We start from the raw sequence: 21,970 nt of genomic DNA, 5'->3' as shown, positions 1-21,970 counted from the left end.
CACGCGCATGCCCGACGACGAACGTACGCCGGAACGCGACGACGACGGCCGCGTCTTCACCGGCTTCGGCATCGCGTCGGCGGCCTTGGGTGTCGTCGCGCTCGCCGCCGTCGTGCTGGCAGGCCTGATCTGGACGCAACATCGCAGCGACGTCGACGAACTGCACTACCGGGCCCGGGTCATGCAGTCGGCCGCCGACTGGACCAGCGTGTTGATCAACATGAACAAGGACAGCGTCGACGCCGACCTGAACACTCTGCACGAGGGCACCGTCGGCCAGCTCAACGCCGACTTCGACTCCACCGTCCAGCCCTATCGCGCGCTGGTGCAGAAACTGCAAGCGAAGACGACCGGTCAGGTGGACTCGGTGGCGGTGGAATCGATCCACCACGCGCCGCCCGGTCCGAACGGCGCACCGCCGCCACAGCAGCGGCCCGAACTGCTGGGCGCCGCGTCGCGCACCGACACGGTGATGGTGGTGGCGACGTCGATCAGCCAGAACGCGGGCGCCGACAAACCGCAGACCGTGCGCTGGAATCTCAGGCTCGACGTGTCCGACGTCGACGGCAAGCTGTTGATCTCGCGGCTGGAGCCGATCCGATGAGAAACCTCTGGCGCGTACTGGCCTTCGACATCCTGGCGCCACTCGCCGCCATCGCCGCACTGGTTTTCATCGGCGTCGCGCTGGCATGGCCGCTGTGGTGGGTGGCGGTCTGTTCGGTGCTCTGCCTGCTCATCGTCGAGAGCGTCGTCGTGAATATCCTTCTCGCACGCCGTGATTCAGTCACCGTTGGTACCGATGACGACGGACCGGGGCTGCGGCTTGCCGCTGTCGCGGTCGCGACCGCGGCTCTGGCGGCCGCCGTCGTGGTCGGATATCTGGAGTGGACCGTGCAGGACCGCACGCTCAACAACGACACCGCCGAAGTGGTCGGCATCGCCAGCAGCGTGTCGGAGGCATCCGCCACGTTCACGCCGCAGGATCCCACCGGGTCGATCGACCGGGCCGTCGCGAAGATGTCGTCGAAAAGTGCCGAGGCGTTCAGAACCGAGTTCGCGAAAGTCGCACAGGATTTGACGAGCAAGAACATTTCGGCGCAGGCCAGCACGGTGTCGGCGGGCGTCGAGGCGATCGGACCGGAAGCGGCAAGCGTCGCCGTGATCCTGCGCGCAACTCAGAGCTCACCCGGCAAGCCGAACGACACCGCGGTGCTCGCGCTTCGCGTGCAACTGTCGAAAACGGAAGGGCGCTGGCTGGTCGACGACGTCAGCCCGATTCACTCGCGCTAACGCAGCAACCGGGCGTGGTCCACCTTCAGGCAGCGGTCCATGACCACCTGCAGTCCGGCCGCCTCGCCGTCGCGGGCCACCTGTTCGTGCCACAAACCCTGTTGCAGCCAAAGCGTTTTCGCACCGACGTCGATCGTGTCCTGCAGCACCGACGGCAGAAACTCGTGGCGGCGGAACACGTCGACGAGGTCAGGGACCACGGGAAGATCCGCAAGCGACGGATAGACTGCGGTGCCGTCGACTTCGGAGATCGTCGGGTTCACCAAATACAACTGGTAGTCGCTGGCCGACTTCAGGTAGCTCCACACCTCATGGCTGGGTCGTCGCGGATTGTCCGAGACACCGACGATCGCGACCGTCCTGGTGTCGCGCAGGATCTGCTCGATGTCCGGTGTGCGGGTCATGCCTAGTGGCGTTGGTCGCGCATCTTCGCGAACCGGTCAGAAAGCCGCCGCATGCGGATCATCAGCGAAGCGGGTGGGCATGATGTCCCCGCGACATACGCCGCGAACTCCTTGCTGGGCACGCCGATACGCGACGCGAACTCGTCCTGACCGAGACCCGAGCGGTCCAGCAGTCCCTGCACGTGGCGGCTCACCTCGGCGCGCTCGTTGGCCTCGAGATGCTCGCGGGTGCGGGTCAGCACCTCGGCCAGGGCCTTGGAAACACCGTAGGGGCGGGCGGTTTCGAGCACTTCCTCGACTTGGCGCGCGGTCCTGCCGTACGGGTCACGCTTGATCGCCACGACGATCCGCTGCCAGACCGTGAGGTCGTCGGTCTCCAACGCCGCTCGGATCGCGGATGTCGGCCAGAACTCGACCGGTCGATCGTCGATCGGCGGCCTGCGGCCGTTCGTCGGCGCCGCCGCTCGCCTCGGTGCGGCGACCGCGTCGCGGCGCGCATCCCGAATATCGGGTGCCAACGTCACCTCGCCTCCTCCAACATCGCTACCGCCACCGATAGGCAGCGCTCCCTGACCTTGGCCCAATCGGCCTCCGCCTCGGGCCCCGACATCCTGGCGTCGTGCTCATCGGACGGTTGTGGATCGGCCAGGCGGCGTACCAGCTGGGTGGCGACCCATTGTTTCCGTGAGCGGTCTCCACAGTAGTACCGGTCCATGGATGCCAGCACCACAGCGGCAGTGTGAGTTTCCATCGAGTCGACCAATTCGGCGAACTCGGCGAAATCCCTGGTGGTGTTGCGGCACATCAACAGGTAGCTCTTCAGCCGCAGCGTCTCGGCACCGGTGGGAATCTGAAGTCGGTCGCCCGTTGGCAGCTGCACGTTGGTGGTTTCCACCGGGCTGCGGCGAGCCACAGGGGACCGCTCGAAGTCGGCCTCGGTCTCCAAGGCGTCCAGTGCGACGGAGAGCCTGCCGCGCCAAATGGTCACCGGATGCACTCCAGGCATGCTGGGCGGTCCCGACTTGCCGTTCTTCGGACCGTTGCGGTGTGGGCGGGCGTTGTTGTGTCCGTTGACGATCGCGGGCAGTGGCTGGGTGGCAGGAGCGACCCCGAGCGCGAGCGGGTCGGCGACGGTAATGGTATCGGGGGCAAGGTTTTTCAGCTTCGCCGCGGACTTGACCACCATGCGTAGATCTGAGCCGGTCGGACCGAGCGAGGAAATGTCGTCGGGGATGATGACCAGGTCGGGCAGGTCGATTTTCGGTATCGGTTTCTCGAAGTCGACCGACGGCAAGATGCGCGACAGCCAATGCGGCAGCCACCAGTTCCATTCGTCGAACATCGCCATCAGCGCGGGCACCAGCACCAGTCGGACCACGGTGGCGTCGACGGCGATGGCGACCGCGCACGCGACGCCCAACTGGGCGACCAGCGGCATGCCGGCGAACGCGAAGCCGATGAACACCGCGATCATGATCAGCGCGGCGCTGGTGATGGTGCGGGCGCTGGTGCTGACGCCGTAGGCGACGGCGTCGCGGGTGTTCTTGGTTTGCAGGAACCGCTCGCGGATGCGGGTCAACAGGAAGATCTCGTAGTCCATCGACAGGCCGAACGTCATGGCCAGCACCATCGGCGGGATGGTGCTGTCCAGCGACGAGATCGGCTTGAAGCCCAGATCCTGGAGCCAGCCCCACTGGAAGACGACGACGAGGCTGCCGTAGGCGGCGGCCACCGACAGCACCGTCATCAGCACGCCCTTGAAGGCCAGGAACACCGACCGGATCGAGATCAGCAGCATCACGAACGCGATCAGCGCGACGAACCCGAACACCAGCGGCTGCGTGGACGACACCCGGTCGTCGAAGTCTTTGATCAGCGCCGTCGGTCCGCCGACGTCGATGCGGGCATCGACGCCCGACGTCTTGGGCAGCTGGCTACGCATCCAGTCGACGGTTTCGCGGGCGCCCATGTCCTCCGGGTCCACCGACAGCACGGCCGACAGCAGCGCCCGCCGATAGTCGTCGCCGAACACCGTCGGCGACACCGATACCACGTTGGGGCCCTGCGCCATCTTCTGCCGCACCGCGTCGATCACGGGCTGCTTGGCCTCCGCGGAGGCCGCATTGCCGTCAGGGAACGTCACCAGCACGCGCACCGGCCCCAGCGCACCGGGACCCAACGCCTGGGCCGCGGCGTTGACGCCGCCGCGGATCTCATGGGTCGGGTCGAACTGACGCTGCATGCTGTTGCCGAGCACCATCGAGAACGCGGGCGTGGCCAGCATCAGCAGGAACGCCGCCGCCACCAGCGCCGACAGCCATGGCCGCCGCATCACCCATCCGGTCCACCGGCTCCAGAACCGGGACTGTGTGGTTTCCACCCGACGCGAGAAGTGCAGGTACGACGACCGCTTGGCAGCCGCCCGGCCGAAGGTGGCGAGCACGGCGGGCGTCAGCGTCGTCGACGTCAACACCGCGATCGCCACCGCGAGGATCGCGCCGGTGGCCATCGACTGCAGCACCGGAGTGTTGATCAGATAGATCCCGGTGACCGACGCGATCACCGTCAGGCCCGACAGCACCACCGCAAGACCGGACGTGGCCATCGCCGCGTCGGCGGCCTGCTGCGGATCCCGGCCCGCGCGCAGTTCCTCGCGGAACCGCATGAGAATGAACAGTGAATAGTCGATGGCCAGTGCGATGCCGAACATCGACACCGTCGACGTCACGAACACCGACATCGTGGTGTACATCGACAGCAGATAGACCAGTCCCATCGTCACCACGACCGTGCAGATGCCAAGGACCAGCGGCATCGCGGCGGCGGCCAGTGAGCCGAACACCGCGAGCAGAACAATCAGCACGATCGGAAGGTTCCACTGCTCGGCCTGCGCGATGTCGTGCTTGGTGGCCAGCGTCGCGGCCGCACCGAGTGCGCCCTGACCGATGACGTACAGCTTGACCTTGCCGTCCGCGGTCTCGCCGGGCTGGTCGCCGTCAATGCCGACCTTCTGCCGCAGTTGTTTGGCGACGTCGACGACGCCGGTGTTGTTGAAGTCAGGCTGCAGGGTGACGACGTAGGGCCGGTCGGGCTGCGGCGGAGGCTGTTGAGGGTTCGGCATCACCCTGACGCTGGGCACCTCGGCGGCGATCCGTTCGAGTTGAGCCACCGCCGCGGTCATGTCGTCGAAGGAGGCATCCGCACGTGGTGCGGCGACCAAGGCCAGCGGGGAGGCACCCTGATCGGGGAAATGCTGCTCGAGTTCGCGCTGCACATGCAGCGACTGGGAGCCCTCGACCTCGAAGCCGCCGCCGGTGAGATTGCCGGACTGGTTGAGCGCCAAGTAGACCGAGGGCACCAAGAGAAGCAGCCAAACAGCGAACACCGCCCAGCGATATCTGCGCAGGTTCCCGCTCAAGCGCATCATGAACTGCTGTATGGCGAACTCCCCGCTTTCTGCCCGGCGTTGCGTAGCTGAGCCTATATCAGCGTCGGGTAGGGTGATCGGCCCTGAGCAACGCCTTAAGCAGCTCTAACCCACTTCTCGTGATTCGCCCGCCCAGTGTTACGTCAGGCTGCCTATTTCCTGATGTTCACCTGCGCGTTCCTGCGCTGGGTTGGCTGCCGTGGCAACAGGGATGGCACTATGTGCTCCAGGACTTCAGGGTCTGCGAACCCATCCGTCCGATTCGCGTGGCGTTTGCGGAAGCGTCAAAAGCGTGTGCAAACGATAGGGAGTTGTCCATGAATTCAACCGCTGGATCGAGTACTGCGCTGCGCCGCGGCCTGTATGTGGTGTTCGCTGCGACGGCTGCGGCCGGTGCGGCGGTGGCAGCGCTGGCGGTTCCGTCAGCAACGGCGGCCACCGACCCCTGCACGGCCAGTGAGCTGGCCAAGACCATCGGTTCAGTGGCCACGTCGATGGGCACTTACCTCGACACGCATCCCCAGACCAATCAAGCGCTCACCGCGATCTCTCAGCAGCAGGCGGGACCGCAGTCGCTCGGGGCGGTCAAGACGTACTTCGACGCCAATCCTGCGGCCGCCAGAGACATGCAGCAGTTGCAGCAGCCCTTGGTCAGCCTTTCCGCTCGCTGCCAGCTGCCGATCAGCCTGCCCCAGTTGATGGGCTTGATGCAGGCCGCGCAGCAGCAGGGCGGCCAATTGCCCGCCGGCAATTTGCCAGGAGCGGTGCAGACCGCACAGACCCTCGGCGTGCCCAGCGCGCCGCTGCCCGCCGCATCGCCGCAGGCATCGACGGTCACGCAGGGCACCGGGCCGCTGCCCGGCCCGTCGCTGACCACCGGCCGCTAACCGCGGGCGGCACGCGGGAACCGCAGGTGAGCTGCGGTTTCTGGACATTCTCACGATTGGTTACCCACAAGGCAAGAAAGTCGGCGCGCTTTCTGCTTAGCTTCTTGATGTCGGAACCGCCAATGGTTGCGGCCTCTTCCACTTCGTCTGAAGGAGCCTGTCAATGTTGCTCTCGGCCCGTACCGCGCGGCGTGCGGTAGCTGGCGCGGTCGGCACCGGTGCGATCGCCGGTGCGATGTTGTTTGGTGCCCTGCCCTCGGCGATGGCCGACGATCCGGCCAATAACCCGCCGAACTGCACCGCTGCCGACTTGGCGGGCGTGGCCTCGGGTGTCTCGGCTTCGACATCGGCATACCTGTTCACCCACCCCGACGTGAACTGGTTCTTCACCAGCCTCGAGGGGCTTCCCCGTGATCAGGTCCGCAGCCAGGTCACCGATTACCTGAACCAGAACCCTGAGACCAAGGCCGATCTGACCGGGATCCGCCAGCCGCTGGTCGATCTGAAGAACCGCTGCGGTACGGCGCCTGCACCGAACATTCCTTAACTCGCGTGCGGGTTGGTGAATCACCCGCGCAGGAGAGCGCGAGCCGCACGGTGCTGATGGTCGACGACGACCCGGACGTCAGAACTTCCGTCGCCCGCGGACTGCGGCATTCGGGTTTCGACGTTCGGGTCGCGGCGACCGGTAAAGAGGCGCTGCGGCTGTTGTCCAACGAATCGCACGATGCGCTGGTTCTGGATGTTCAGATGCCGGAGCTCGACGGCGTCGCCGTGGTGACCGCATTGCGCGCGTTGGGTAATGACATCCCGATCTGTGTGCTCTCCGCGCGTGACACTGTCAACGACCGGATCGCCGGGCTGGAAGCCGGCGCCGACGACTATTTGACGAAGCCGTTCGACCTCGGTGAGTTGGTGGCCCGGCTGCATGCGCTGTTGCGCAGGGCGAGCAACTCGGACAGAGCGTCCGACACCATGACGGTCGGCCCGTTGACCATCGACACCGCACGCCGGTTGGTGTTCGTCGACGGCGAGCGGGTGGACCTGACCAAGCGCGAGTTCGATCTGCTGGCCGTGCTGGCCGAGAACGCCGGTGTGGTGTTGTCCCGGCAGCGGTTGCTCGAACTGGTGTGGGGCTACGACTTCGACGTCGACACCAACGTGGCCGACGTGTTCATCTCGTACCTGCGGCGCAAGCTCGAACGCGACGGACTGCCACGGGTGATCCATACGGTTCGCGGAATCGGGTACGTGTTGCGAGACGAGGCGTAGGCCAGTCGAGCGTCAGGAGCAGTGACGAGTCCGTTGAAGTTGCCGCGGTTCCTGCGGTCAGCCTCGCTGCGCACCAGGGTGGCGATCGCCTCAGCCGTGGCGGCGGCTGCGGTGGTCGCGGTGTTCACCATCCTGACCTCCGTCGTCCTCGCCAACAACGATGCGCTGCAATTGGATCGGCGACTCGACGCCATCGTCGACGCGAGCTTCAACCCCAATGAACTCAATGATCCGCGACGCGGTGTACTGACAACGGGGCGGTCCAAATCGACCGGCCAGGTGATGTTTCAACGCGGTCTGCAATTGCCTTCTTTGCCGTTGGGCACGGCGACGGTCGAAGTCAACGGCGTGGAATACCGGGTGCGCACGGTCGCCGTCGAACAACAGGGCGGCGTGCTGGTGTCTGTCGGTATCCGTGCCGACAGTATCCTGTTGAACCGCGCCAGGATTCCGCTGTACACCGCGGTCGGTGTGGGGACCGTGCTGATCGCCGCCGGACTGGGATGGGTGCTGGCCGGTCCCGCGATCCGGCCGCTGCGCCGCCTGACCGAGCACACCAAACGGCTGCGCGAAGGCACAGAGGAGATGCCGGAGGTACGCGGTGTCCGGGAAGCCGAGGACCTGTCCGAGGCGATGAGTGAGATGCTGTTCCGGTTGGCCGCCGCTCAGCGAGCCACCACGAATTCGCTTCAGGCTGCCCAAGATTTCGCGGCCAACGCCGCGCACGAACTGCGTACGCCACTGACCGCGATGCGCGCCGACCTCGATACCCTGCGCATCCACGACCTGCCCGCCGAGGAGCGAGCCGAAGTGGTGCAGGACCTTTCGCGTGCCCAGCGCCGTGTCGAGGCAATCATCACCGCGCTGGGCCAACTCGCATCGGGTCAGTTGGCGCAGGCTGAGGACCGTGAACTCATCGACGTCACCGACATGCTCGACCGGGTGGCGCGCGAAAACATGCGCACCGCAGGTGGCGTCGAGATCGACATCGAGGCAGCAGACGACCTCGGTGCGGTCTGGGGCTGGCCGGGCGGGTTGCGGCTGGCCGTCGACAACCTGGTCCGCAACGCGGTGACCCATGGGCGGGCGACCCGAATTGTCCTTGCCGCCAACCGGTATCACGACACACTGACCATCGTCGTCGACGACAATGGTCGCGGGCTGCCCGTGGAGGAACATCAGACGGTGCTTGGCCGGTTTTCCCGTGGCAGCAACGCGGCGCCTGGTGGCTCGGGCCTCGGCCTGGCGCTGGTGGCACAGCAGGCGGCATTGCACGGCGGCACCATCCGGCTCTCCGACGGCCCGCTAGGCGGACTGAGAGCGACGATGACCATATCGATTTCGCCTGAGCCACCGAAGAATTCAGACTAGCGGCGGGCTACCGGCGCAGGCCGGCCGCCGCCGCTCGCCATCCGAGCAGCAGCACCGCGGTCGCCACCGAGGCCACCACCACAAAACTCGTCTGCACGCCCGCGGATGTCGACTTGCGCAACAGCATGCCCACCACGACCGTGCATATCCAGACGACCAGCCCGGTCGGTACCACGGTGTACGGCCTGCGCCATGCGCCCACCAGCAACCAGCCGACGACGGTGCCCACCAGAAACGGCCATGCGGTCTGCGCGATCCCGGAGACGGTGAGGCCCTCGGCGTGGCTGCGGCGACCGATGGTGCAGAACACGATCACGCAGATGACGTCGGCGAGCAGGGCGCGGAACGCTCGTCGCACTTGTCTGTCAGTGTTTTCCATTGGCGCAGTTCACTTTTCTGGCTCCGGTTCGTGTCGGACCTCGGGGTCGGGACTGAACTGGGCGGGCTGCTGGTCGCCGAGGGCGGCGTCGGGATCGATGTCCTTCTCCGTGCGGAACATGAAGAAGAACACCACCCAGCCGATCGCGGAGATGAAGATCCAGCTGACCAGCCGGTAGATGAGCATCGCGGAGATCGACGCGGCCAGCGTCATACCGGACGACACCAGGCCGGGCACCAGCACCGCCTCGACGACCAACAGGCCACCCGGCATCAACGGAATGGAGCCGACCGCACGGGCGGCCGCATACGCCACCGTCACACCGGCGATCGACGGATGCCCGCCGGTGGCGTAGCATGCGGCCAGCAGACACCCGACGTCGGCGACCCAATTGAACAACGACCAGCCGAACGCTGCACTGAGATCGCGGCGCGACAGGCTGACGGATTCCAGTTGGGACAACGTCTCCCGCCACTTGTCCAGCCCGGCATCGGACGGCTTGCCGCGCACCGAGTTGAACCACGACAGCAGCCGCACCCCGATACCGTCGATCAGTTCCGGACGCGTCGCCACCGCCTGTGCCAGCACGATCAACGCGAGGAAACCCCCGAGTGAAAAGATAAGAGACAGAGGGTTTTTGCTCGCACCAAGCATGAACGCTCCGCCAAGGCCGAGCAGCGCCAGCCCGACCACCTGCAGCGCACCCGACATCACCAGCTGCCACGAGGCCACCACCGGCGATGCGCCCCAGATCCGTTGTTGGCGGTAGATGAACGTGGCGGACAGCACCGGACCACCCGGCAGCGTGGTGGACAGCGCATTGCCCGCGTAGAACGCCGCCTCCGAGCGCCACTGCCTGACCGGCACGCCGGCCGACCGCAACAGCGTGCGCTGAATCTGCGCGAAGCTGTGCATGGAGCCCATCGCTGCCACGATCGCGACCAGCACCCACCACCAGTTCGCGGAGTACACGCTGTGCCACGCTTTTGCCAGCTGATCGCGCACCAACGTCAACTCGACCGCGAGCACCAACGCGGCCACCGCCAGAATCACCCAGCGGAGCCACCAGTACTTGCCGCGAGCGGGGCGCTCCTGGCTGCGCGCGTCGCTCGCCGGCGCGTCGTGGGACACGCCAATAGGGTAACGGTGCAGTTAGTGCCGGGAATGCCGCTGGCACGGGCGCGCCGACGTCGATTCGCGAGATTCCCGGCGGCGTTGCGGCCTGCCGTTACGCTACCGGCATGCCCGCGGCCCCGTCTTTCGATTCCGTCGCCGATCAGTCGGTGTCCCCGCTAGTGCGCAAAACGGCTGCATGGGCCTGGCGACTGCTGGTGATCGGCGGATCGGTGGTGGCCCTGCTGTGGGTGGTCAAGAAGCTCGAAATCCTCGTGGTGCCCGTCGCGCTCGCGACGCTACTTGCCGCACTGCTGATGCCGGTCGTCGATTTCCTTGACCGGCGCGGCGCGCCGCGCGGTGGCGCGGTGGCCCTTGTGCTGCTGGGCGGCTTCGCCGTCGTCGGCGGGATCCTGGCGTTCGTCGTCACCCAGTTCGTCGAGGGCGCGCCCGCCCTCGTCGACCAGATGAGCACCAGCATCAAGGGGGTGGGGGACTGGCTGACCCAGGGCCCCCTGCACGTCAACCAGCAACAGATCGACAGCGCCCGCAAGTCCGCGATCGAAGCGCTGCAGAACAATCAGGAGAAGCTCACCAGCGGGGCACTGTCGACGGCCAGCACGCTGACAGAGATCGTCACCGGCGCGTTGCTGGTCCTCTTCACGCTGATCTTCGTGCTGCACGGCGGGCGCAACATCTACGGATTCGTCACGCAGGTCTTCCCCGTGGACGTTCGGGACCGGGTCCGCGACGCGGGCAGGGCCGGGTTCCGGTCGTTGGTCGGCTATGTCCGCGCGACGTTTCTGGTGGCGCTCGTCGACGCCGTCGGTATCGGCACCGGCGTGGCGATCATGGGCGTGCCGCTGGCGTTGCCGCTGGCATCGCTGGTGTTCCTCGGCGCGTTCATCCCGCTCGTCGGTGCGGTGGTGGCCGGCTTCTTCGCCGTTGTCGTCGCACTGATCGCCAAAGGGCTTATCTACGCGCTGATCACCCTTGGCTTGATCATCGCCGTCCAGCAGTTGGAAGGCCATGTGCTGCAACCCCTTGTGATGGGGCGCGCGGTGTCGATCCACCCATTGGCCGTCGTGCTGGCGATTGCGGGCGGCGCCGTGATGGCAGGCATCGTCGGTGCGCTGTTGGCCGTGCCCACCGTGGCGTTCCTCAACAGCGCGGTGCGCGTGCTGATGGCCAGAGACCCGGCAGCCGAAGAGGCCGCCCAGGACGCCGAAGGCGCCCCGGTTGTCAAGGCCGAAGCGGACGATCTGGACGACGTCGACGCGACGGAGTGACGGCTAGATACGGCCTTCGCGGCGCAGCAGATCCTGCGCGCTGACGCCGCCTCCGCGGCGCTTGCGCTCCTCGTCCGGCGTATTCAGCTTCTCGGTGGCCGCGTCGGCGTCCGACTTGCGCGCGCTCGGGATGGCGGTCGTCGCGGGCGCATCGTTCTGCGGGCGCGGCCGTCCCTCCCCTGCCTCACGGCGGGCTGCCCTGCCCTCCGGGGTGGACCCCAGCGTCGGGATCGCGGTGGTCGGCTCGTTGCCTGGCTGCGGGCGAGGGGGGCGCGACCGCTGTCCGCCGGGTTCACCCGTGGGCATCGCCCGCGTGGCATCGGCCGACGGCCGCGCGGGGGCCGCCGCCGGCTGACCGGCCGCGGATCCCGTGCCGCGCAGTTCGCCCAGCCACGACTCGATTTCCCGCTCCTCGCGCGGTGGCGGGGGAGCGGGCCGATTACCGGTGGCGTTGTTCACGACGTTACGAACCGCGTTCCTGGCCATCGACAGCCGCGTGGTCTGCGGTTCGTCGGCTTGCACGTGCGCGGTCGGGATCCGCGTCGTGCCCGCGCCGGACGGAACATTGGGCCGCGGCGGCCCCGCGAACCGGCCTCCACCGGGCCTCGGCGAACCCTCGGGATGCGTGGGGTCGTGCGGCGGTCGCGGCCGCGGCGGCACGGGCGCGCCCGCGCCGACCAGCGCCTCCGGGTTGTCCACGGGCTCGCGTACCGCGGGCCGCTTGCGCTCGTCGGGCAGTTCGGTTTCGCCGAGGCCAAGGCGTTCCTGGATCCGCTTCATCCAGCGCGGCGCCCACCAGCAGTCGTCGCCGAGCAACTTCATCACCGCGGGCACCAGGAACATCCGGACCACGGTGGCGTCCAGCAGCAGCGCGATCAACAGGCCGAACGCCAGGTACTTCATCATCACCAGGTCGGAGAACACGAAGGCGCCTGCCACGACGGCCAACACCAGGGCCGCGCCGGTGATCAACCGGCCCGTCGTGGCGGTACCGATGCGAATCGCCTCTGCGGTGGACATGCCGCGCTCACGCGCCTCCACCATGCGGGACACCAGGAACACTTCGTAGTCGGTGGACAACCCCCAGATCACCGCGATGATCAGACCGATCATCGGGGCCATCAACGGCTGCGGCGTGTAGTTCATCAAGCCGGACCCGTGCCCGTCGACGAACATCCATGTCAGCACGCCCATCGTCGATCCGAGGGTGAGCGCGCTCATCACCGCGGCCTTGATCGGCAGCACAACCGATCCGAACGCCAGGAACATCAGGATCGTCGTCGTGGTGATCAGCAGCACCACCATCAACGGCAACTTGGCGAACAGGCTGTGGATACTGTCCTGCTCCAAAGCCGGTGTGCCGCCGATCGATACGGTGACACCGCGCGGTGGCGTCAGCGCCCGCAGTTCCTCGATCTTCTTGGCCGCGTCGTTGCGGTTGACCAGACCGTTCTGGATCACCCGAACCGACGGATCTTTGGACGCGCCATCGAGATACGGGCGTGCCTGCCACATCTTCGTCGGATCGTTGTCCGGATCGGTGAAGCCGGAGATCTGCATCGCCTTGTTGCGGACCTCGGCCACCTGTTGATCCGTGATCGGCTGACCGTTGTCGCTTTCCATCACGATCGTCAACGGTTCGGTGCGGAAGCCAGCGAAGATCTTGTCGAACTCCTCCTGCGCGAGACGCACGGAGTTGTCCGGCGGCAGATATTTCTCGCTGATGCCGCCGAGGGACAGTGCGCCCAACGGAATGATCAGCGCGATCATCACGATGATGATCGGCACGGCGAAGGCGGCAGGCCGCTTCATCACGCGGTTGACCAACTTGCCCCAGAAGCCTTTCTCGACCTCTTCGCGCGTCTTCGTCTTCTGCGTCTTCTCCGACAGCCACTCCAGGTAGATCCGCATCGGCTTCCAGTTGCGGAAGAACGGCACCCGCAGCAGCGTGCGCACACCGAGGGCGTCGACGCGGGGGCCGAGGATGGCCAGCGCAGCGGCCAGCACCGTGATCGACAGGGTGGCCGCGAGCATGACCGAGGCGATGATCGCGTAGGTGATCGACTTCAGGAAGCCCTGTGGAAACAGCAACAGCGGCACCGACGAGGCGACCAGGATCACCGCGGAGAACATGATCGTGCGGCCCGAGGTCATCACCGTCCGTCTGACGGCGGCCTCGGTGTCGTAGCCCTCGGCGATCTCCTCGCGGAACCGACTGACCATGAAGAGCCCGTAGTCGACCGCGATGCCGAGGCCCATCAGGGTCACGACCGGCTGAGCGAAGAAGTGCACGGGCATGAACTCGGCGACGAGCCGCATGATGCCGAGGGCGCCCGCGATGGTCAGGCCGCCGATGATGCCGGGCAGCGCAGCAGCCACCACGCCACCGAAGACGAAGAACAACACCACGCACACCAGCGGGATCGCGGCGACCTCCGCGCGTCTCTGGTCGTCACCGATGGTGCCGGTCAGTTCGGCGGCCAGCGGTTGCAGACCCGCCATCTTGAAGTCGACGCCGTCGTCCTTGACGCTGAGGAGGTCGTCCTTGACCTTCTTGTAGTTGTTCAGAATGGCGTCGTCGTTGTCGCCCTTGAGCTGGATCGACATGAACGCGTGCTGCTTGTCGGCGTCGGCCATGGTCTTGAGCACGTCGGGGCTCTTGAAGTAGCCGATGGAACGCAGGATCTCGTCGGGGTGGTCCTTCTCGACCTTGTCCAAGTTGTCGAGGATCTTCTTCTTGAATTCCGGGTCGTCGACGGTCTTGCCCTCAGGCGCCGTATAAATCCCGACGATGTGTCCCGACGTGTCGCGGCCGTAGGCCTTGTCCGCGACGACGGAGGCGTGCACGGACTGGCTGCCATCGTCATAAAAACCGCTCTGGGTGACGTGGCTGCCGAGGCTGATGCCGAATACGCCGCCACCAAGGCACAGTGCGACCATGACACCGATCACTATGTATCGGTATCGGTACACCGTTCGACCCCACCAGGCGAACACGTAAGCTCCTTCTAAGTCTGTGGCTCCCCGCGCATTTCAGTTGTCTACACGCGCGAGGCCAGTAGCGAGGACAGCGGCCGGAATGGCTGCAGCCAAGCCCCCTGCTCGGGCAGTGAATCAAGGCCGATTCGCGGTAACGGCTCCCGGAAAACACCAGGAATGTCTTCCAGATCGACGAACTCCAAGGTATCCGACGCTAACGCCCAACTGGCATGTTCGCGAAATCCCAGCACTTGGACGGGAACGCCCTCGCGGGCGATCTCCTCCAGCGGCTGCTTGAACGCTTGACCGTCTGCGGACGCCACCAACACGCCGGCCAGTCCCTCGCTGCGCCGAAGTGCGATGTGGTCGAGCATGTCGCTGTCGACGTCGCTGTCTTCGTCGATCTTCGGTTTTGCGAAGACCGCGTACCCCACGTTACGTAATGCCTCCACCCACGGTCGAACGACGTCGGCGCTACCTGGGGCGATGTTGGTGAACACCGTCGCTTCCGGCTCCAGTGTGAGATCGGGACGCGTGGCTGACAACTCGGCGGTACGGGACAGCAGCCAACGACCGAGGGCGTCGAATCGGGGCCGGTGCGCCGCGGTGGGCCTGCCGCCGAGGATCGAACCGAGGCCCATGTCCAGGTTGGGTGCATCCCAGACCAGCAGCACCCGGGCCGTCGCCTCGGTCGGCGTTGCAGGCGGCGCAGCCACGTCGTCTAACTGCTGGATGTCGTCGGTGACGCTCATGCTGGCACCTCGCAGGCTCGGTCCACGCATTCGGTGCTGTTGATTCGCTCGCAAGCTTCGCTCATGGCTTCTTCTCCCAGAGCAGTTCGGCAACGGCACTGCCCGCGTGCTGGGCCTTGCCTTCGTACTTCGTGACCGGCCTTTGCACCGAGATCGGCAAGGGGTCCGATGCGGTGTTCCCTTCGCCCCTCCCGTGCGCGGAAACCCGGCGCAGCCTGGGTTCAGCATCGCCGACCTCGGCGATCTGTTCGGCGTAGCCGGCGTGGTCGGTGGCCGCGTGCAGCACACCTCCGGGGCGTAGCCGGTCGGCGATCAACGCGACAGTCACCGGCTGCAGCAGCCTGCGCTTGTGGTGGCGGGCCTTCGGCCACGGGTCGGGGAAGAACACCCGTACGCCGGTCAGCGAGTCCGGTCCGAACATGTGCTCGAGTACGTCGACGCCATCGCCTCGGATCAGCCGGATGTTGGTGACGCCCTCGCGGTCGATCGCACTCAGCAGTTGGGCCAGGCCCCGCTTGTAGACCTCGACCGCCACGACGTCCAGGTGCGGCTCGGCCTTGGCCATCGCCAAGGTCGAGACCCCGGTTCCGCTGCCGATCTCCAGGACGACGGGCGCCGAGCGGCCGAACCAGGCGTCGGTGTCCAGCAGCGCGGCGGGTCCGTCGGCGTCGCGCGCCTGCAGGCCCAACACCGGCCACAGCCGCTCCCAGGTGGCCTGCTGACCACCGGACAGCGTTGAGCGCCTGGTCCGGAAGCTGGTCACCCGGCGAGGCAGATGCGGCTCGGCGACATTCGGCTCCGGAGCCGCGTAGCCGGCGACATTCGGGCCGGGCGTTTGCATCCGTCCATGGTCGCTCATAACCGCCGAAGTACCCGCATCGTGGCAGAGATTGATACCCAACAGTTGCCTTCCACGGCGCCGCATTCGCCGTTCTCAGCTGGCATTTCCGAAGGGTGCGTCTCGCCGGCGACAGCGCGGACTGATGGCCGTCTGCAACCCGCAGGCGCTCCGGTTCAGGACGGCCCGGGGCCAGTGAGTGAACTTCTGATTTGGGCCCCTTTTCTACCGCGCAGCGATTTCGACCGCCATGGCGGCAGTCAATAAGACGACTGCGCCAATTTGTGCGACCAGACAGATCGCGACCAGACGAGACTTCCACGAGGTCTCGTGGCGAAGATAGCCGATTTCGACTATCGCAACTCGACCACACGTTTGACGGGCTTCTACCTCACTGTCGGATGTCAACCGCGCATTCACCATGTTCAACAGGGATTCTTCGGTGATTCCGCCCGTAGAATGCTAAACCTGTACCAAAATCGCGAGCAACGCGGTGATGGCGAAAAGAACAAGCGAACCAATCAATAGCGCTATCGCAAAATGACTGGCGAACTTGAGTTCTTGCCGGTGAAAAACACCGATATACCAAAGATGATCGTCAGCAATGATGCGCTACTCGTGACGAGCACCGCCGCACGCCCCTCGATCATTTTGCGCTGCTCGTGCTCCCTGTTGAGCACGTCGTTCACGAATTCCAAGTAGGTTTCACCCTGAGGACTCGTCATTGTCGTCGCCCATCTACGTTGTGGAAGCGTTGCCGACGGCCTGCGGTTAACGATGACGGACGACGGTTGCGTTGCCCCGCCACAAGCTCAAAACATAGGTGAACGCGCGCCCTGTACGGCGGGAAGCGGCGTGACTCATCCCAAGAAAGTGGAAGCCAAATCTAACCAAGGACCACCGGCCCCCACCGCGCGACGTCAACGCGGTTGCCTGTGGCTTGATGGGTCGCTCGGTCAGACGCTTGATCCAGCGAGTAACCAGCGGCGAAATCGCGCGGCACCAGATATCTGCGCTTTGCCACGGTCACCACGGTTGATCGGCGGTTGAGCCAGGAAGCACCACTACCCGGCAGTGGCCTTCGACTGGTACTGGGGACAACCGTTCGCGACGTGCGCCCGAAGGTGCCACCATTACGGCAACACTCGGGAAGGCAGCCAGATTTTCGTCGATGCGCTGATGCGACTCGCTGAACATCGCAGAGATCAGCGGTTAGCAGCTGTTATCGCCCGCCTCGCGGCCCCACTGCGCGTCGCTGTGGTGGGTCGCAGCGGAGTCGGCCGCGACACGGTCGCAGCAGCCCTTGCGGCTGCTGGCGTAGCCCTCACTACCGATGCGCCAGGTGCCGACGTGCAAGTCCTCGTGATCGCCGAGGTGCTCAAGCCCGAGGACCGTGCCGTTCTCGCGGCCGCCGGAACGCCGATGGTGACAGTGCTGAACAAGGCGGATCTGACCGGCCTCGGTGACGGCGGCCCCTTGCCACGGGCGTACCGACGGGCCGCCGACTTCCTGGCAGCGACCCGGGTACCCGCTGTGCCGATGATCGCGATGCTGGCCGTCGCCGACCTGGACGACGAACTGATGCGGGCCCTCCACACGCTGCACTCCGAGCCGGCGGACATGACGTCGACGGACGCGTTCGTGTCCTGTCCGCATTCGCTGCCTGCCGAGCTTCGCCGACGGCTGCTCGCGTCGCTGGACCGGTTCGGCATCGCTCGTGCGGTGCTTGCGCTGGACGAAGGTGGGGACGTGGGCACGGTGCTGCGACGGGCCAGCCAGGTGGACCGAGTCGTCGCGCACATCGAAGCGGCGGGTGCCCCAGTGCGGTATCACCGGTTGCGCGCCGGGATCACCGAATTACAAGCATTTGCAGTGCAATTCAGCGACGACGAGCTCGCTCGGCTTCTCGAGACCGACACCGCTGTGTTGGCCGTGATGTCGGCGGCCGTCGACGTGGTCGAGGCGGCGGGAATCGGCGTGGACGGCGGCCACGACGCGGCGTCGCATCTACACCGTGCTGTGCGCTGGCGGGGTTACAGCAAAGGACCGGTCAGCGCGCTGCACCGTCGGTGCGGCGTTGACATCGCGCGTGGCTCCCTTCGCCTGCTCGGGCAGGTCCATGACTGATCCAGTGGCCGCGGCGGACGCCGTGGTGGCGGCCATCGATCCTGGGTTGAGTTCGCCCGGCGTACCAACCCGAGACGTGGTGCTCGTGACGGGCCCGTGGCTGGCAGGCACCAGCAGCCTGATTGCCGCGCTGCGGGAACGGATGCCGGAGCGTATCTTCGTCGAGGCCGACGAGTTGGGACCGGCACATGCGCCTACCGCGGTGGTGTTCGCCGTGTCGGCGATCGCACCGCTGACCGAATCCGATTGCGCACTGGTCGATCTCGTAACCAACTACACCGACCTGATCGTCGGCGTGGTGACCAAAACCGATGCGCACCGCAATTGGCGCGACGTGCTGGCCGCCGATCGCGCTCTGCTCGCGGCGCGCGCACCGCGATATGCCCATGTGCGATGGGTGGGTGCGGCGGCTGCACCGGATCTCGGCGAGCCGCGGCTTGACGAACTCGTCGGCGTACTGCGGCAGCGGCTCGCTGACCCCGACGTCCCGCGCCGGAACCGGTTGCGCGCGTGGGAGGTTCGGCTCAGTTCGGCGATCGACCGCTATCAGTCGGAGGCCGAAGGTGCAGACCGCCAGGCCCGGGTGACGGCGCTGCGGAAAAATCGGGATGACATCCTGCGAGGCAGGCGGCTGTCGAAGTCAGAACGAACCATCTCGTTGCGCAGCCAGATTCAGCAGGCACGGGTGCAGTTGACTTACTTCGCGCGCAACCGCTGCACCTCGGTGCGCGCCGAACTGCAGGAGGACGTCTCCGATGTCACCCGGCGCAAGCTCGGCCGGTTCGAGTCCTATGCGCACACCCGGGTCGGTGAAGTCATTGACGAGGTGGACGAGGGCATCACCACACACCTCGGCGACGTCGCAACCGAATTGGGGCTGGCGGCGCCTGAGCCGCCTCCGCCGCCGGTCGCGCCGGCGATGACGCGGCCACCGGTGAAGTCGCGGCGCCTTGAGACGCAGCTGACGATGGTCCTCGGCGCCGGCTTCGGCTTCGGTGTCGCGCTCGCCACCACCCGCCTGTTCGCGGGGCTGGCGCCGGGGCTGACGATCGCGGGTTTGGTAGCCGGAGGTCTGGTCGGCCTGCTACTCATGGTGTGGGTGGTAGGCATCCGCGGTCTGCTTCAGGACCGGGCGGTGCTGGACCGCTGGGTCGCCGAGGTGACCGCAGCCCTGCGTGCCGCGGTCGAGGAGCGGGTGGCCACCCGGGTGCTGGCGGCCGAAACGGCGCTCACCACGGACCTCGCCGGCCGCGATGAGATGGAAAGCGCGACGGCGGCCGATCGTATTGCCGAGATCGACGCAGAACTGCGCGAGCACGCGGCGGCCACCGCCAAGGCGGCCCTGGTCCGGGACCGCCGCCTTCCGCCCCTGCGGCAGGCCCTCGATGCGGTGCGCGACGAGTTATATGGCGCGGCGATCCGGTCGGATTAGCTACCCAAGGTATCGAGCCGGGTTAGCTACTGAATCGGTACAACGACGCCGGAACGCTCTTCTGAATCGTTCCTGTGAGTGATCGGACATACTCCCCACTAACGGCGGGTATGTGACCCACGTTAACCTCTGTAAAGGGACGACCGAATGCGCCGCCGTTCCAAATGGGGTGGTGCATCGGGGCCTGCGTCCTGGCAGAAACCTACGCAGGAGAGTTTTGATGACAGCAGCGACCATTCCAGGTCTGGACACCGCACCGACCAAGCACAAGGAGTTGCTCGCCTGGGTCTCCGAGGTCGCGGAGCTGACCCAGCCGGACCGGGTGGTGTTCGCCGACGGCTCCGACGAGGAGAACGCGCGGCTGTGCGCACAACTGGAAGCGGCGGGGACCTTCAAGAAACTTGACGACAAGAAGAAGCCGAATTCCTACCTCGCGTTGTCCGACCCCTCCGACGTGGCGCGGGTCGAGTCCCGCACCTTCATCTGTTCTGAGCGCGAGATCGACGCGGGCCCGACCAACAACTGGATGGACCCGGCCGAGATGCGCCGCATCATGACAGACCTGTACCGCGGCAGCATGCGCGGCCGCACCATGTATGTGGTGCCGTTCTGCATGGGCCCGCTCGGCGCGGAGGATCCGAAACTGGGCGTCGAGATCACCGATTCCGAGTACGTCGTCGTCTCCATGCGGACGATGACCCGGATGGGCACGGCCGCCCTGGACAAGATGGGCACCGACGGGTTCTTCGTCAAGGCGCTGCACTCGATCGGCGCACCGCTCGAGCCCGGCCAGAAGGACGTGCCGTGGCCGTGCAACGACACCAAGTACATCAGCCACTTCCCCGAGACCCGCGAGATCTGGAGTTACGGCTCTGGTTACGGCGGCAACGCTCTGCTCGGCAAGAAGTGCTACTCGCTGCGTATCGCATCGGCGATGGCCCACGACGAGGGCTGGCTCGCCGAGCACATGCTGATCCTCAAGCTGATCTCCCCCGAGAACAAGGCCTACTTCGTCGCCGCGGCATTCCCGTCGGCGTGCGGTAAGACCAACCTCGCGATGCTGCAGCCGACGATTCCGGGCTGGCGCGCCGAGACCATCGGCGACGACATTGCGTGGATGCGGTTCGGCAAGGACGGCCGGCTGTATGCGGTCAACCCGGAGTTCGGCTTCTTCGGCGTCGCTCCCGGCACCAACTGGAAGTCCAACCCGAACGCGATGAAAACCATCGAGGCCGGCAACACCGTCTTCACCAACGTCGCGCTGACCGACGACAACGACGTGTGGTGGGAAGGCCTGGAGGGCGAGCCCGATCACCTCATCGACTGGAAGGGCAACGACTGGATCCTGCGCGAGACGGAGAGCAAGGCCGCGCACCCGAACTCGCGGTACTGCACCCCTATGTCGCAGTGCCCGACGCTGGCGCCGGAGTGGGATGACCCGCAGGGCGTGCCGATCTCGGCGATCCTGTTCGGTGGGCGCCGCAAAACGACGGTGCCGCTGGTGACGGAGGCCCGCGACTGGCAGCACGGCGTCTTCATCGGTGCCACGCTGGGCTCCGAGCAGACCGCCGCCGCCGAAGGCAAGGTCGGTACCGTCCGGCGTGACCCCATGGCGATGCTGCCGTTCCTCGGCTACAACGTCGGCGACTACTTCGCGCACTGGATCGACATCGGCAAGAACGCCGACGAGTCGAAGATGCCGAAGATCTTCTTCGTCAACTGGTTCCGTCGCGGCGACGACGGCCGCTTCCTCTGGCCGGGCTTCGGTGAGAACAGCCGCGTGATGAAGTGGATCATCGACCGCGTAGAGCACAAGGCGGACGGCAAGACCACGCCGATCGGTATCGTGCCGTCGGCAGAGGATCTGGATCTGTCCGGTCTGGATGTCGACCCCGCCGATGTGGACGCCGCGCTGGCGGTCAACGTCGACGAGTGGCGCCAGGAGATTCCGTTGATCGAGGAGTGGTTCGAGTTCGTCGGCGAGAAGCTGCCGACCGGCATCAAGGACGAGTTCGACGCGCTGAAGCACCGCTTGGCCGAGGCCGAGTAGTTCTCGCGAGCTGGGCCCACTACGCGCAAGGAGGGGAACGCAAAACTGCCATTTCTCGACGAAATTGGGCAGTTTTGCGTCTTTCAATAGCCCGAGTTGGGCGCGATCTGGGTGATGGTAGGCGGATTCGTCTTACGGACGAAAGCGCTTCTGCGGACATCCGGCGGCTGGCAGGCGTCCATGCTCGGCAGCAGCGCGCACACGTTGATGGGGCTTTGCGGGGCAGGTGCGGTCAGAACGACGACCATCGCGGCAGTTGCTACGGCAGTAGCCCCGAGCATGGCGAAATATCTACGCACTCAGGCGAATTTACCGCCGTTGCCGCGCTGAAATGATCCGGCACAGACGCTTGGTGGCAGA

General features: G+C 66.1%; 20 protein-coding genes. 10 read left to right on the top strand and 10 right to left on the bottom strand.

Annotated elements, in window-relative coordinates; all coding sequences use genetic code 11:
- The first annotated feature begins 7 nt into the window (after positions 1-7).
- On the top strand, positions 8-604 hold the full coding sequence (locus ACGFK1_RS26585) for a hypothetical protein (RefSeq protein WP_393436572.1): 597 nt from the start codon (positions 8-10) through the stop codon (positions 602-604).
- Positions 601-1,290, top strand: coding sequence for a hypothetical protein (locus ACGFK1_RS26580; protein WP_393436570.1), 690 nt, complete (start codon positions 601-603; stop codon positions 1,288-1,290). The genes ACGFK1_RS26585 and ACGFK1_RS26580 overlap by 4 nt, the downstream gene beginning before the upstream one ends.
- On the opposite strand, the gene ACGFK1_RS26575 is transcribed toward ACGFK1_RS26580, so the two are convergent.
- The 3 genes from ACGFK1_RS26575 to ACGFK1_RS26565 are packed head-to-tail and all read right to left on the bottom strand — an operon-like array spanning position 1,287 to position 5,121.
- Positions 1,287-1,694, bottom strand: coding sequence for a CoA-binding protein (locus ACGFK1_RS26575; protein WP_393436567.1), 408 nt, complete (start codon positions 1,692-1,694; stop codon positions 1,287-1,289). The two genes, ACGFK1_RS26580 and ACGFK1_RS26575, sit on opposite strands and share 4 nt — an antisense overlap.
- Positions 1,695-1,696: 2 nt before the next feature.
- Complete coding sequence (locus ACGFK1_RS26570; RefSeq protein WP_393436564.1) at positions 1,697-2,218, bottom strand: XRE family transcriptional regulator; 522 nt, start codon at positions 2,216-2,218, stop codon at positions 1,697-1,699.
- Complete coding sequence (locus tag ACGFK1_RS26565; protein ID WP_393436561.1) at positions 2,215-5,121, bottom strand: MMPL family transporter; 2,907 nt, start codon at positions 5,119-5,121, stop codon at positions 2,215-2,217. Before ACGFK1_RS26565 ends, ACGFK1_RS26570 begins: the two co-directional genes overlap by 4 nt.
- Positions 5,122-5,438: 317 nt before the next feature.
- Here ACGFK1_RS26565 and ACGFK1_RS26560 point away from each other — a divergent pair, with 317 nt between their 5' ends.
- From ACGFK1_RS26560 to ACGFK1_RS26545, 4 genes are all read left to right on the top strand, one after another.
- Entirely contained in the window at positions 5,439-6,008 is a 570-nt protein-coding gene (locus ACGFK1_RS26560) for a hemophore (RefSeq protein WP_393436558.1), read from the top strand.
- 163 nt (positions 6,009-6,171) lie between these two features.
- Positions 6,172-6,555 (top strand): heme-binding protein, encoded by a 384-nt coding sequence (locus ACGFK1_RS26555; RefSeq protein WP_393436556.1) that lies wholly within the window; start codon positions 6,172-6,174, stop codon positions 6,553-6,555.
- Positions 6,556-6,611: 56 nt separating this feature from the next.
- Positions 6,612-7,280: a response regulator transcription factor gene (locus tag ACGFK1_RS26550; protein WP_393436641.1), complete on the top strand. Its 669-nt coding sequence runs from the start codon at positions 6,612-6,614 to the stop codon at positions 7,278-7,280.
- A 33-nt stretch (positions 7,281-7,313) separates the two neighbouring features.
- Positions 7,314-8,651, top strand: coding sequence for a sensor histidine kinase (locus ACGFK1_RS26545; RefSeq protein WP_393436640.1), 1,338 nt, complete (start codon positions 7,314-7,316; stop codon positions 8,649-8,651).
- 7 nt (positions 8,652-8,658) lie between these two features.
- Here ACGFK1_RS26545 and ACGFK1_RS26540 read toward each other — a convergent pair whose 3' ends face one another.
- Positions 8,659-9,030 (bottom strand): DUF3054 domain-containing protein, encoded by a 372-nt coding sequence (locus tag ACGFK1_RS26540; RefSeq protein WP_393436553.1) that lies wholly within the window; start codon positions 9,028-9,030, stop codon positions 8,659-8,661.
- 9 nt (positions 9,031-9,039) lie between these two features.
- Positions 9,040-10,161, bottom strand: a complete 1,122-nt coding sequence (locus ACGFK1_RS26535; protein WP_393436550.1) for a YbhN family protein — start codon at positions 10,159-10,161, stop codon at positions 9,040-9,042.
- 110 nt (positions 10,162-10,271) lie between these two features.
- Here ACGFK1_RS26535 and ACGFK1_RS26530 point away from each other — a divergent pair, with 110 nt between their 5' ends.
- On the top strand, positions 10,272-11,432 hold the full coding sequence (locus tag ACGFK1_RS26530; protein WP_393436548.1) for an AI-2E family transporter: 1,161 nt from the start codon (positions 10,272-10,274) through the stop codon (positions 11,430-11,432).
- Positions 11,433-11,435: 3 nt separating this feature from the next.
- Here the strand turns inward: ACGFK1_RS26530 and ACGFK1_RS26525 are convergent, their stop codons facing one another.
- From ACGFK1_RS26525 to ACGFK1_RS26510, 4 genes are all read right to left on the bottom strand, one after another.
- Positions 11,436-14,429 carry an MMPL family transporter gene (locus ACGFK1_RS26525; protein WP_393436545.1) on the bottom strand — a complete coding sequence of 998 codons (2,994 nt, stop codon included), beginning with the start codon at positions 14,427-14,429 and terminating at the stop codon, positions 11,436-11,438.
- A gap of 44 nt (positions 14,430-14,473) precedes the next feature.
- A complete protein-coding gene (locus ACGFK1_RS26520) occupies positions 14,474-15,163 on the bottom strand; it encodes an NYN domain-containing protein (protein ID WP_393436542.1) in 690 nt (229 codons plus the stop codon).
- Between the two features lie 61 nt (positions 15,164-15,224).
- Positions 15,225-16,022 (bottom strand): tRNA (guanosine(46)-N7)-methyltransferase TrmB, encoded by a 798-nt coding sequence (trmB, locus tag ACGFK1_RS26515; RefSeq protein ID WP_393436539.1) that lies wholly within the window; start codon positions 16,020-16,022, stop codon positions 15,225-15,227.
- Between the two features lie 509 nt (positions 16,023-16,531).
- Positions 16,532-16,690 (bottom strand): hypothetical protein, encoded by a 159-nt coding sequence (locus ACGFK1_RS26510; RefSeq protein ID WP_393436536.1) that lies wholly within the window; start codon positions 16,688-16,690, stop codon positions 16,532-16,534.
- 661 nt (positions 16,691-17,351) lie between these two features.
- Here ACGFK1_RS26510 and ACGFK1_RS26505 point away from each other — a divergent pair.
- The 3 genes from ACGFK1_RS26505 (at position 17,352) to ACGFK1_RS26495 (ending at position 21,610) form a co-directional block, all read left to right on the top strand.
- Entirely contained in the window at positions 17,352-18,128 is a 777-nt protein-coding gene (locus tag ACGFK1_RS26505) for a hypothetical protein (protein ID WP_393436533.1), read from the top strand.
- Entirely contained in the window at positions 18,121-19,560 is a 1,440-nt protein-coding gene (locus ACGFK1_RS26500) for a hypothetical protein (protein ID WP_393436530.1), read from the top strand. Before ACGFK1_RS26505 ends, ACGFK1_RS26500 begins: the two co-directional genes overlap by 8 nt.
- A 220-nt stretch (positions 19,561-19,780) precedes the next feature.
- On the top strand, positions 19,781-21,610 hold the full coding sequence (locus tag ACGFK1_RS26495) for a phosphoenolpyruvate carboxykinase (GTP) (protein ID WP_393436527.1): 1,830 nt from the start codon (positions 19,781-19,783) through the stop codon (positions 21,608-21,610).
- Between the two features lie 83 nt (positions 21,611-21,693).
- On the opposite strand, the gene ACGFK1_RS26490 is transcribed toward ACGFK1_RS26495, so the two are convergent.
- On the bottom strand, positions 21,694-21,909 hold the full coding sequence (locus ACGFK1_RS26490; RefSeq protein WP_393436524.1) for a hypothetical protein: 216 nt from the start codon (positions 21,907-21,909) through the stop codon (positions 21,694-21,696).
- Positions 21,910-21,970 lie beyond the last annotated feature (61 nt).

The organism is Mycobacterium sp. NPDC048908 (genome assembly GCF_043197955.1).
GTDB lineage: Bacteria > Actinomycetota > Actinomycetes > Mycobacteriales > Mycobacteriaceae > Mycobacterium.
Note: the sequence above shows the minus strand (reverse complement) of the source record. Positions and strands in the feature narration are given on the sequence as shown.

Bases quoted from the DNA above. Each gene is read 5' to 3' on its own strand.
- ACGFK1_RS26585 (WP_393436572.1), top strand. From the start codon at position 8: ATGCCCGACGACGAACGTACGCCGGAACGCGACGACGACGGCCGCGTC.
- ACGFK1_RS26580 (WP_393436570.1), top strand. From the start codon at position 601: ATGAGAAACCTCTGGCGCGTACTGGCCTTCGACATCCTGGCGCCACTC.
- ACGFK1_RS26575 (WP_393436567.1), bottom strand. From the start codon at position 1,694: ATGACCCGCACACCGGACATCGAGCAGATCCTGCGCGACACCAGGACG.
- ACGFK1_RS26565 (WP_393436561.1), bottom strand. From the start codon at position 5,121: ATGATGCGCTTGAGCGGGAACCTGCGCAGATATCGCTGGGCGGTGTTC.
- ACGFK1_RS26560 (WP_393436558.1), top strand. From the start codon at position 5,439: ATGAATTCAACCGCTGGATCGAGTACTGCGCTGCGCCGCGGCCTGTAT.
- ACGFK1_RS26555 (WP_393436556.1), top strand. From the start codon at position 6,172: ATGTTGCTCTCGGCCCGTACCGCGCGGCGTGCGGTAGCTGGCGCGGTC.
- ACGFK1_RS26550 (WP_393436641.1), top strand. From the start codon at position 6,612: ATGGTCGACGACGACCCGGACGTCAGAACTTCCGTCGCCCGCGGACTG.
- ACGFK1_RS26540 (WP_393436553.1), bottom strand. From the start codon at position 9,030: ATGGAAAACACTGACAGACAAGTGCGACGAGCGTTCCGCGCCCTGCTC.
- ACGFK1_RS26530 (WP_393436548.1), top strand. From the start codon at position 10,272: ATGCCCGCGGCCCCGTCTTTCGATTCCGTCGCCGATCAGTCGGTGTCC.
- ACGFK1_RS26520 (WP_393436542.1), bottom strand. From the start codon at position 15,163: ATGAGCGTCACCGACGACATCCAGCAGTTAGACGACGTGGCTGCGCCG.
- trmB (WP_393436539.1), bottom strand. From the start codon at position 16,022: ATGAGCGACCATGGACGGATGCAAACGCCCGGCCCGAATGTCGCCGGC.
- ACGFK1_RS26500 (WP_393436530.1), top strand. From the start codon at position 18,121: ATGACTGATCCAGTGGCCGCGGCGGACGCCGTGGTGGCGGCCATCGAT.
- ACGFK1_RS26495 (WP_393436527.1), top strand. From the start codon at position 19,781: ATGACAGCAGCGACCATTCCAGGTCTGGACACCGCACCGACCAAGCAC.